At 62.0% G+C, this 12,003-nt stretch carries 5 protein-coding genes; 3 read left to right on the top strand and 2 right to left on the bottom strand.

What is annotated here, in order from left to right:
- Positions 1–95: 95 nt before the first annotated feature.
- Positions 96–2,756 carry a DUF7507 domain-containing protein gene (locus tag HMPREF3162_RS10025; protein ID WP_141759588.1) on the top strand — a complete coding sequence of 887 codons (2,661 nt, stop codon included), beginning with the start codon at positions 96–98 and terminating at the stop codon, positions 2,754–2,756.
- A 110-nt stretch (positions 2,757–2,866) separates the two neighbouring features.
- Here the strand turns inward: HMPREF3162_RS10025 and HMPREF3162_RS10020 are convergent, their stop codons facing one another.
- A complete protein-coding gene (locus tag HMPREF3162_RS10020; protein ID WP_070777728.1) occupies positions 2,867–6,808 on the bottom strand; it encodes a proline dehydrogenase family protein in 3,942 nt (1,313 codons plus the stop codon).
- A 362-nt stretch (positions 6,809–7,170) separates the two neighbouring features.
- On the opposite strand from HMPREF3162_RS10020, the gene HMPREF3162_RS10015 reads away from it, so the two are divergent.
- Together HMPREF3162_RS10015 and HMPREF3162_RS10010 are read left to right on the top strand one after the other, a co-directional pair.
- Positions 7,171–8,904, top strand: a complete 1,734-nt coding sequence (locus tag HMPREF3162_RS10015; protein ID WP_070777724.1) for an FCD domain-containing protein — start codon at positions 7,171–7,173, stop codon at positions 8,902–8,904.
- 308 nt (positions 8,905–9,212) lie between these two features.
- Positions 9,213–10,250: a glutathione S-transferase family protein gene (locus tag HMPREF3162_RS10010; protein WP_070777723.1), complete on the top strand. Its 1,038-nt coding sequence runs from the start codon at positions 9,213–9,215 to the stop codon at positions 10,248–10,250.
- Between the two features lie 134 nt (positions 10,251–10,384).
- Here the strand turns inward: HMPREF3162_RS10010 and HMPREF3162_RS10005 are convergent, their stop codons facing one another.
- A complete protein-coding gene (locus HMPREF3162_RS10005) occupies positions 10,385–11,944 on the bottom strand; it encodes an MFS transporter (protein WP_070777722.1) in 1,560 nt (519 codons plus the stop codon).
- Between the last annotated feature and the right edge of the window lie 59 nt (positions 11,945–12,003).

Below are 12,003 nucleotides of genomic sequence, written 5' to 3'. Positions count from 1 at the left end.
TCCACTACGTGTCCACGATTTGCGGGTAACCCCAGTTGCCGTTCAACGGCGACTGGCGGGGCACCGAGTTCAATGGTGAGTATTGGCTGAAAGACGTGCCGGAATATGTAGGCACAAGCGGCGTCGAAGGCCGTCAGATCTACTACACCTACGACGACCCGAAGACTGTGTCGGTGTGCCCGACCAACGCGAAGGGCAAGGGAGACCTCAACGCGTGTGAAAACGCGGCTAAGGCCACCAAGCGGGATATTGACAAGGCCCCGAGCAACACCAAGTGGGAGCTGCTGACCAAGGAAGTCATCGAGGAACAGGCGAAGCCCGGGGCTAGGCACATTACAGCGCTGCGCTTTGACAGCCCCCTGGTGAAAGCGAACTCCAACGATGCCTACCAGCTGAACTTCCAGCCGCACGGAAACAAGCACGGCGACCTGTACGTCAACTCCACGGGTGTTGCCACCATGCACGCCACCTATGGAGACACTGCAGAGACAACGGGCGTTGGGGCACTGCCCGTGCCGCAGCCTGATCCCGTCAAGACGGAAGTCTATGCCGCGAAGGTCTCGGGTACCGTCTATCACGACAAGAACCGGGACGAGAAGCAGCAGGACGGCGAAAAGAACCTGTCTGGCTACACCGTGACCCTCTACGAAGTAGACGAAGACGGTGAGGTCAAGAAGGACGACAACGGTGAACCCGTTGTCGCCGGGACCACTGAATCGGACAAGGACGGAAAATACACGTTCGACACGGTTAAGCGCGGCAACTACCGTGTGGTGGTCAGCCCGCTTGAGGAAACCGACATCAACACCGAAGCCGGTAAGGGTACTCCCGGTTCGTGGAACGGCAAGGTCATTACCGTGACTGAACCGAAGCCGGAGGAATACGACGCCAGCAAGCCGCAGGCGCACACCAAGTACGACTTCGGCGTGTTCAAACCTGCTCCGAAGATCACGCTGGAGAAGACCGTCAATGAAAAAGAGTCTGCCGAAGTCGCTGCTGATGGCAAGGCAAAGTTCGTTCTGGCCGGTGAGAACAGCGGCAATGTCGATCTTGAAGACGTGAAGCTGGCAGATGACTGGGCCGAGGATAAGGAACCCCTTGACCTGTCCTGCACCATCACGCCGAAGGCCGGAGGCGCGTACAGCGGCGATGCCACGGAAGACCTCAAGGAAGGCAAGGCCAAACTTGCGGTAGGCGATGCCTACAAGTGCACCGGCACCTATACCGTCACGCAGGATGACGTTGACGAGCAGGTCACGCTGCCGAATAACGCTGATGTCACCGGCAAGTACCCGTACAAGTCGGCCACCACCGGCGAGGACAAAGAACTGCCTGTCGAAGACAAGAGCAAGGCCACTGTCACGGTGCCCGAAGCGAAGCCCGCTGTGGAGGTCACCAAGACCGTAGACGGTGAAAAGTCGGTCCAGAAGAAGGCCGGTGAAAAGGCAGAATGGTTCATTACCGGCAAGAACACCGGCAATGTCACGCTGCACAATGTGAAGCTGGCTGATGAATGGGCCGGTGGGGACATTGATCTCACCTGTAAGCAGGGTGAAGAGGAAATCGACGTGCTTGCTGGTGGAGTGACTCTGCCCGTCGGCGCTGAGTTCACGTGCACCGGTGAAAGTGAAATCACTCAGGATCAGGTCGATGCCGAAGACCCGCTGCCGAACAATGTCACGTTGACCGGCAACACGAAGAAGGACCCTGAAGCTGGCACGAAGGTCAGTGCGCAGGACACTGCGACTGTCACGGTTCCCAAATCCGAACCTTCGCTGTCACTGGAGAAGACTGTCACCAACTGGGCAAAGGGCGCAGAGCCACTGACCACAGGTGACAAGGTCGAGTACAGCTTCATTGTGTCGAACAACGGCAACGTCACCGTAAAGGATGTCAAGATCGACGATCCGAAGGTTGACGACATTGACTGTGGTGACGCCAGCACAACTCTTGCTCCGGGAGAGTCGATTGAATGCACTGCTTCGCACGTTCTGACTGCTGCCGATGTTGACGGACAGACGGAGTACGTCAATAAGGCAACGGCAAACGGTGAAGACCCCAAGGGCAAGAAGGTCAAGTCCAATGAACCTTCTGCCAGTGTTGAGGTCGGCACTCCGAAGCTGGAGCTCGAAAAGAAGGTCAAGGACAAGAAGGACAGCTACCGTGCTGGTGACGCAGTGAAGTACACCTTCACTGTCACCAACAGCGGCAAGGTCACCGTAAATAACGTCGCGGTCAACGACTCGATGCTGGATGAGGCTGGCGTTGAAGTGACGTGCGAGGCTGCGACTCTGGCACCGGGTGAGGCAACCACGTGCGAATCCAATGAATACACAGTCACCGAGGCCGATGCCAAGGCTGAAGAGGTCGTCAACACGGCCGTTGCAGTCGGCACATCGCGCGGCGGTGGCGAGGATGACGGAACGCCAGTTCAGTCCAATGAATCGTCCGCTGTGATCACGATGGACAAATCACCCACACCGGAAGAAACGGGCACCGAAGAGCCGGGTGAGCCGGGTACCGATGAGCCGGGTGAGCCTGGTGATTCGGGACCGACTAAGCCTGGCGAACCGGATGAACCAGGTAAGCCCGGTGCTCCTGGACCGGCTAAGCCGGATCAGTCTGGTGGCGCTGATAAGCCAGGTTGGATGCCGCGGACGGGTGTTGAGGTGACGGCCGCCGTGCTTGCCGGACTGGCTCTGGTTGCTACAGGTGGGCTGGTGATCCTGGGCTCCCGCCGCAAGCGCCAGAACTGATCAGATGGCTGGCCTGATTACAGCGAAAGCCTGCTGATTCGGCAATAAACGGGGCGAACACTCAAGTGTTCGCCCCGTTTATTGCCACAAGAGCAGAGTTGGCTGTTTGCTTAGGCGGTTCGGCCCAGGCGCTGAGCTAGGCGGTGGAAGCCGGGGTCTGGGTCGCCGAAGCGGTGCAGAGTCATCGAGATGGCCTGTTCGTGCAGGTAGTAGCGGCCTTCGATTCGGCCCGAGGCGGTCACCGGCTCATCGAGCACGGCCACTTCCGGTCGGTCGACAATCGCTTCGAGAACTTCGGCTTCCGCCGCGCCAATGCTGCGCACGCGGGCTGCTCCGTTCACCAGAAGAGAACCATCAGCCAGGCGTTTGCCGAACTCGGACGCCGATTCCACAACAACGCTGCCGCCTGTGCCGACCGCACTTCCACCTGCGCCAGCAGCCGCAATGGCAGCAGCACGGACAGACCCTTCTGCGTCAGAGGCAACACTCCAGGTCAGGGGCGCACCCAGGCGTTCGGCGGCTTCGGCCACGCGCGTGATTTCAACAGGCTTTGCCTCCGCAGTCACGCGCACCGTAACAGCCGTCGGCAGGTAGCGGAAGATGTTCGCTTCCGAAGCAAAACCGTCCGAGTCGCGGGCAACGCCGAACTCACGGCGAATGGCTTCGTCATCAGAGCGGCCGGCCCGTTCCAGCCAATCGCGTTCATCACGCGTTGCCGCAGTGCCCGAAACTGAACCACCCGCATCACCCGCAGATGTCGAGGTCTTCGGTGCCTCCACCTCGTCAGCCTGAGAAGCAGAGACAAGCGCGTCCGCCCAGGTGCCCAGCATGTGGACGTAGTTGGGGCCGCCGGCTTTCGAGCCCAGCCCGACCGACGATTTCTTCCAGCCGCCGAAGCTCTGACGGCGCACGATCGCACCGGTGATTCCACGGTTGACGTACAGGTTGCCGGCTTGCACGCGGCGCAGCCACTCTTCGACTTCGCGCGGGTCGAGCGAGTGAATGCCCGCGGTCAGACCGTAGTCGACGGCGTTCTGCAGGCGGATTGCCTCGTCGAGGTTGCGCGCGTGCATGAGCCCGAGCACCGGCCCAAAGCATTCCGTCATGTGGAAGAACGACCCCGGCTGCACGCCGGTGCGGATGCCCGGACGCCACAGCGGGCCAGGCATGCCCGGTGTGCGCCGGTCAGAATCTGACGAGGTGCCGCCGGCTCCCACCTGGCTCTCACCAGGGGAAATATCCCCGGTTGGGATGCCGGGTGCCGCGGCGAGCAGTTTCGGTTTGATGAGCCATTCTTCGCCGACTTCAAGGCGGGTCAGCCCGCGCTGGAGCTTGTTGCTGGGGGCTCCCGTCAACGGTCCGACGGTGGAGGCCAGGTTGAGCGGAGAGTCCACGATGAGGGATTCCGTCGCGTCGACCAGCTGGCGCAGGAAGCGCTGTGAATCGTACATCGAGCCCACCAGAATGCCCAGCGATGCGGCTGAGCACTTCTGGCCCGCGTGTCCGAATGCTGAGTTCACGAGGTCAGCCACGGCGAGGTCGCGGTCGGCTGACGGGGTGATGATCATTGCGTTCTTGCCGCTGGTTTCGGCGTTGATGGCTAGTGAGGGGCGGAATGAGCGGAATAGCGCGGCTGTGTCAGAGGCTCCTGTAAGGATGATCCTGTCAACGTCCGGATGGCTGATCAGGGCCTTGCCGGTGTCGCTTTCAATCGGCGGTACCAGCTGCAGGACGTTGCGCGGGATGCCGGCTTGCCACAGCGTTTCGACGATCATCCGCGAACACGCGGGCGTCATGCCCGACGGTTTGTGGATGACGGCAGAACCTGCGGCGAGTGCTGCCACGGTTGATCCCGTCGGAATTGCTACGGGGAAGTTCCACGGAGGTGTAATGACAGTTACTTGATCAGGTGTGAACTGAACGCCGTCACGGGCTTCGATTTCTTCGATCTCAAGAGCCTGATCGGCGTAGTAGCGGATGAAGTCGATGGCTTCGGACAGTTCGGGGTCGGACTGGGCGAGTGTTTTGCCCGCTTCAGCCGCTGCGACTGCGAGGAATTCACCGCGTCGCTGCGCAAACAGCTCAGCTGCCCGCTGGAAGTAGGGCAGGCGGCCGCGCGAGCCGAGCTTCGCCCAGTCGGCAGCAGCCTGCTTGGCGGTCTGCACAGTTGCGTCGACGTCGAAGTCGTCTGCTGTTCGCGGACTGATGTCAATGCGTTCAGCTGCCGCAATCACCTGCCGCGACCATTCCTGGTTGGCCGGCAGGGCGGGGTCGGTGTTCGGCTCGTTTGCAAAGCCGCGCATCGGGAGCACTGTGGGTTCTTTCGGGTCCCGGTTTGCTGCGTCTGTCGCTGTGCTGGTGGCGGCGGTGGATTCGGAGGGAGCTTCGCCCGAGGCGCCCTCGGCTGCCACGTCGATACCGTCTGCCGCGTTTCCCTCACCCTCACCGGTGCCCGCGCTCTCACCCGAGGTGCCGGGCTGGGAGGTGAGCGGCGCCTCGTGCAGTCGGTTCTGTGTGCGGTTGGGGCCGGGAGGTGTGTCGCCTTCGCGGGCAAGCACGGTTTCGAGGTCGCTCATTGAGGCCAGGAAGCGGCTGCGTTCGCGCTGGAAGATGGGTCCACCGTCGGTCAGGTCGAAAATGCCGGACATGAAGTTTTCGTTCGCGGCGTTTTCTTCCAGGCGGCGTACCAGGTAGGAGATTGCGACGTCGAACTGTTCGGGCGCGACGGCCGGGACGTACAGAAGGATGTCGCCGACGTCGGCTGCGACCTGCTCGGACTGTTCTTCGGCCATGCCGTGCAGCATTTCGAATTCGACGCGGTCTTCAACACCTCGCCGCTTGGATAGGTGATGGGCAAATGCGATGTCGAACAGGTTGTGTCCGGCAGCGCCCAATCGGAGGCCCTTCATGTTCTCCGGGGTCAGCAGCCAGTGGAGGACCCGCTTGTAGTTGGCGTCAGTGGCCTGCTTGGAGGGGTTGACGGTCAGGGGCCATTCGGCGGTTTCGGCGTGCACGCGTTCCATGGACAGGTTCGCACCCTTGACCAGCCGAACCTTGATGCCAGCGCCGCCGTCGGCTACGCGCTGTGCACCGAATTCGGCGATCCGCTGGGTGGCTTCGAGTGCGTCCGGCAGGTAGGCCTGCAGGACGATGCCGGCTTCCAGCTGTTTGAATGCGGGTTCGCTCAGCAAGCGTTCGAAGACGTCAATTGTCAGGTGGAGGTCCTGGTATTCCTCCATGTCGAGGTTGATGAACTTCGGGCCGCGGCCAGCGGCTTCGAGTTCGACGGCGTCTTCGTAGAGCGGGCGCAGGCGGTTCACCACGTAGTCGACGGTGCCCGGGTAGTCCCACATGCTGATCTGCGAGGCGACCGAGGACACCTTGATCGACACGTAGTCGACATCGTCCCTGGCCAGAAGCCTGCGAGTGTCCTGCAGGTGGCGGTCGGCCTCCTGTTCGCCCAGCACTGCTTCGCCCAGCAGGTTGATGTTGAGGCGGTGCCCGGCTTCGTGCATGGCCTTGACCGCCTTGCCGAAAGGTTCGGGGCGGGCGTCAATCACCATGTGCCCGACCATCTGCCGCAGGCGAGCCTTGGCGATGGGAATGACCACGTGCGGCAGCTTCTCAGCCATGGCCGCACCGGCTTTGATCTGCATGCGCTCGGCCAAAGGCAGGGACTTCGGGGTGAGCTCGGCGATTTCGGTCAGTGCTTTTGCGGCGGCCCGAGGGTCTTCCGTGCGGATCACTCGGTCGACGAAGCCCTGCGTGAACGGCAGTCCGTTCGGGTCTTTCAGCACTGCCGCCAGCAGGCGGGCCCCCTTGTCTGCCTGGCGGGTGGCCTTGTTGGCCGCTCCGTTTGCTTGGGGGTTCGCGCTGGATTCTGCTGAGCCGCTGGGGCGGGCTTTCGCGATTGCCCCGGTCCCCGAGGTGGAGCTCGCCTCATCCTTTTCTCTCGCCCTGCGCAGCCACGTGCGGACGGTGTTGATGGCGTCGGTGCTGACTGCGGACAGTTCGGCGTCGGTGACGAAATCTGCTGGTTGTGTCTGCGACATGATCACTCCTCTTCACTGAGCTGCTTAAGCCGCCGGAAGGCTGTGCTTTCCGGTGATGGCGCATGCCACGGTGCATGGGCCGTTTCTCGACATTCTGCTGTTGGGCTGTTGGCAACAGTGAGCGGGTGAAAGTAATCTGAGTCAAAAGTCAGATTGCCCATGTGAGTCCAGTCCCGCGAAACAAGCGCGGAGGAAGGTGAGCGGCGCCTCGGCAGGCGAAGGTTTCGCAAGAGAAGCCGTGTGCAAAGGAGGTCACGTGTCAGGCGCAGAGCATGAGCAAGCGGTTCGGAAGGTGCAACCGGACAGGCGGGCCGGGATGGAACAAGCTGACCGGCAGGAACAAGAGGCTCAGGGGGGCGCGAATGGGTCGACCCGAAAAGCAGTCGCGGGCCAACCGGGCTGTTGCGCGGGCGTTGGCGCTGGCCGGGCGCGATGCTGTCGGGCAGGCATACGGTACTCGCGGATTGGCCGAAGAGCTGGGCCTTTCGCAAACTCTCGTTTCGCGCGCTTGCCGATGGTTGGAAGGTGTGGCTGACACTGCGCCGCGCGCCGACCGGTTGCCAGCCTGGGTGCTCATCGACGAAATCCGAGTGGAAGACAGCCGTCTGACTCTCATCTTCAGAGCGGGGGAGAGCGTTGCCTCTGATGCTCCCGAGGCGAGCCTGGGTGTCGAGGTGGGAGTTCCCAAGGCGACACCGGGTGCCAAGGCTTTGACCTCCTCCGGTGACGAAGTTTCTGTTTACGAACCCAACTCATGCCCTCAGTGGGGTTCTACGAACAAGCGTCGCCGAGGCTGGGCGTTTTTGGGTGCTTTGCGGCAGTGGGCGGATCGGGATGCGTTCAGCATTGAGATCGTCGTGCCGGATGGCTCGGCCCACATGCGCGACTTCCATGACTTCGACGCTTTCGCCGGAGCGGTTGCTGCCCTGCTCACCCGCGTAAGCGGCGGGGCGCGGCCTGCAGGCTCACCCGACAGTGAAGGCGTCCCCGCTGTGGACGGTGTCCCTTTCGATGTTCTGGAGTTCTTGGCCGATGCGGTCGCCGCGGACGTCAACACGTTCTTCTGGCGGAGGCACGTTGAGGCGCTCCAAATTCCATCTACTTTTGACTCACTTTCTGCTGCTGCTGGCTCTCTTGATGCAGCAAACACGGCGGACAGCTCAAGCAATTCAGCTTCGGCGGCCAGTGCAGGCAACTCTGGCAATCAACACCAGGACAGCCAAAACCAAGACAACAACCAGTCCGATACCCGAAGCCCCTTCCTGCATCCGTGGCGCGAAGTCGGTGACAGTGTGTGGCGGCGGACCTTGGTGGCAGAGCTCGAAGCCGACATCCGCGAGCGCGATCTGCATGCGGGTGATCAGGTGTCGGTGAGGCATTTGGCCCTGCGGATGGGCGTTGCTCAGAAGGAGATCGTGCGCGGATTGGGCGAACTGCAGATGAACGGCGTGCTTGAGCGTGCGGGCAATGTGTTCCGCTTGCCGGTCGTGTCCGGTGAGAGTGTGCTTGACCTTTACGCCGCGCGGTATGCGGTGGGTGTCGTGGTGTTGCGGGGCGCCTCAGCAGGTAGAGCCTCCCGCCAATCCACGGCCGGACGCACGCCCGCCGGAGCTTCCGGCACCCATAAACCCACAGCCGGCCACCCGAGCCCCAGCCAGCGAACCGTGAGCCAGTCGAGCGTGAGAGGGGCGGTATCTCGTGCGGAGCAGGCCAAGGGGTCCCTGCATATTGCGGATAGGGCGCTGTCCAGACTGGAAGCAGATGATTCTCTGGGGCCGCGTTCGGTCGATCGGCTTGACCTGCAGTTTCAGCAGGGGCTTGCAGAGGCTTCTGGTCTTGGGCATACGGCGGACATCTTCGAGTCCCTAGAGCAGAGGCTTCGGCTGTTGATCGCGATTCTGCGGGTGGACTATGGTTCGGCTGCGGCGAAGATCCGTTCGGACAACGCTGCGATTCTTGCGGCGGTGCGCAAGGGCCGAGCCGACCAGGCGATCGCGGTGTGGCGAAGCAAGATCGAAAACGCGGTGCGGCACATGTCGTCCGTCGCCGGTCTGCGCCGCTTCGATGTTGCCGCGTGGCAGAGCCTGGTTGAGTAGGGCGTGGCGCGGCCTGACAGCGGTGCCAGTCAGGTGGGCCAACCATCCGGGTGAACTCTGCTGTCTAGGTGGAAAACGGAGGCGAAAAGTGCGATTTCGCCTCCGTCTTCCACCTAATTAGCAGAACTGCCGAGTAGGCAAAGGCCTCCGAGGTGCCGGACCAGCTGGCCAGCCGACCCTCACCTCCCGCCGTCACCTCGCTAAGGCTTGGGTTCAGCATCCGCTGACCAGGCGCAAGGCGGGAGGGCCAGCCAAAAGGGACCCCGTTATTGGTTGAAAGTTAAAATAGGCAATGTGGCAATCGGAACATGACCGATCGCGAAAAGCTGCACCCAGAACACTCGAAGCCGGGCGTTTACGTGTCCAAGGACAAGGCGTTTGAGCGAGACATGGGCTACATAGACGACCGCATTGTGGCCGACCCGGTAGGCACGCCGAAAAAGCACGACGACCAGATTCTGTGGTCTGTCGAGGCTGGGCGGTATCGCCTGGCGGCGGCGAAGGCGTGTCCGTGGGCGAATCGCACGCTGATTGTGCGCAGGCTGCTGGGTTTGGAAGACGCGATTACGCTGGCGTTGGCTGGACCGACGCACGATGAGCGTTCCTGGACTTTCGATCTGGACGAGGGTGGCGTCGACCCGGTGCTCGGCATCGAGCGGCTGCAGCAGGCCTACTTTGCGCGCTTCCCCGACTATCCGCGGGGGATTACTGTTCCGGCAATTGTCGAGGAGGAAAGCGGCCAGGTGGTCACGAACGACTTCAATCAGATCACCTTGGATTTCTCGACGGAATGGACCGCGTTCCACCGGGAAGGCGCGCCGGATCTATACCCTGAAGCGCTGCAGGGCGAGATGGACCAGCTGATGCACTGGGTGTTCACCGAGGTCAACAACGGTGTGTACCGCTGTGGTTTCGCGGGATCGCAGGAGGCTTATGACCAGGCCTTCGAGCGTCTGTTCACAGCTTTGGACCGGCTTGAGGGGCGCCTGACAGGTCGGCGTTTCCTGATGGGTGACTCGATTACCGAGGCGGATGTTCGTCTGTTTACGACGCTCGCGCGGTTTGACGTTGTGTATTACTCGCACTTCAAGTGCAATCGTCAGCAGCTGCGCGACTTTCCGGCGCTGTGGGCGTATGCCCGTGACTTGTATCAGATGCCCGGTTTTGGTGACACGATTGACTTCCAGCAGATCAAGGATCACTACTACATCGTGCAGAAGTCGGTAAACCCGACCGGCATTGTGCCGTTGGGTCCGGACACTTCGATGTGGATGGAACCGCACGGGCGTGACGCACTGTCGGACCGCCCTTGGGGCGACGGCACAGCGCCGCAGCCGGTGGGGTGATCGCAGCCGGTGGGGTGATTTTCAGTTCCGAACTCACCATTCCGCCGAGGCCCTACCTAACACCCGAGGCGGGGGTCAGCTTCCGTAGAGCCGACCCCCGCCTCGTGAGTTCTCAAACCTTAGTCGGTCGGTTGTCAGTCGAGTGCGCGACGTCGGCTGACGTCGACGTCCTCGAGGGCCTGTTCGACTTCCGCCTCTAGGCGAGGTGGAACATCGACAGGGCTCCCTGCGTTCGCCTCCGCGCCAGTTACCTCAGCTGCGCCGGCAGCTCCGTCTGCGCTTACACGGTCGCCGTCGGCGTCGACGACAACGTGCTGCAGGCTGCCGTCGGACTGCTCCTCGGCGATGACCGTTTCGTACTCCTCAGCGATTTCGGAGTCGTCGTAGAGATGCTTCTTCGGGTTCAGTACTGTGGCGCTGACCAGTGCGAGCACCGCAATTGCCATCACATACCAGGCGGCCGAAGACGTGATTCCGGTCTGCGCAATGAGGAAGGTGGCCACGAAGGGGGCCCCACCTCCGAATACGGCAGCCGGAATGTTGTAGCCCAGGGACATGCCCGAAGCGCGGATCTTTGCCGGGAACAGCTCGGTCATGATGACGGCGCTGGCGCCCATGAAGACTGCTACGGACGCCCCCAGCAGAATGTGCACGCCAATGGCACCCCAGGCGTTGAGCATTGGGACGATTGCGTAGGCGGGCCACGCGATCAGGACGTATGTGCCTGCTCCGACCAGCAGCACGGTCTTGCGGCCCACGCGGTCGGACCAGATGGCGGCCGCGATGATGACGCCGATAGACACGAGTCCGGTCACGATGTTCGAGACCAGAGCGATTTCCTGACCGTGGCCGTTGACGACGCCGATATAGGTCGGCATGTAGGTGAAAACCGAGTAGTAGGCGGTTGCGTGCATGGCGCCGATGCCGAAGATGATGAGCATGTTCTGCCACATCTTGAGCGACTCCGTCAGGGGTGACTTTGTCTTCTGCTCGGTGGCTTCCATCATCTGGAACTCGGGGGACTCGTCGATCTTCTGGCGGATGTACCAGCCGATCAGGCCCAGGGGCAGCGCGAGGATGAACGGAATGCGCCAACCCCAGTCGGCCATGCCCGCCGTGCCCATCACGAGCGTCAAACCGGTGACGGTCAGGGTTCCCAGAAGAACACCGGCAGTCGTTGAGACCACGATCCACACAACACCCAAGCCTCGGCGGCCGCGCGGGGAGTATTCAGCCATGAACGTTGAACCTGAGCCATACTCACCTCCGGCTGACAGGCCCTGCAGGAAGCGCAGCGCTACGAGCGCAATCGGTGCGAGGATTCCAATGGTCTCGTAGGTGGGCAGAATGCCGATCCCGAATGAGGCCAGTGCGATACCGGACAGCGCCATGATCAGGACGGGTTTGCGGCCGATCCTGTCTGCCAGCGGGCCCAGGATGATCGAACCGATCGGCCGGGCGAGGAACGCGAGGCCGAACACGGCGAATGACGACAGCAGCTGCACTGACGGTTCGGCTTCGGGGAAGAAGTGCTGGCCGATGTACACGGCGAGAACTCCGTAGACGGTGAAGTCGTAGAACTCAATGGTGTTTCCGACCGACGCGCCGAGGATGGCCCGGCGCTGGTCTCGGGTGAAGCGGTCTTTGCCGTCGGCGCGCGGCGGACGTGGACTGTTGCGGGTTGGAGTAGACATGGAAGTCCCTTGGATAGTGCGGAAAGAGCGAGATCGCCTCGGCTCCGTTGTCGAGGTGC

This window comes from Brevibacterium sp. HMSC07C04, assembly GCF_001815905.1.
Taxonomy (GTDB): domain Bacteria; phylum Actinomycetota; class Actinomycetes; order Actinomycetales; family Brevibacteriaceae; genus Brevibacterium.
The sequence above is the reverse complement of the archived record's forward strand: the minus strand, read 5'-3'. Positions and strand labels throughout refer to the sequence as shown.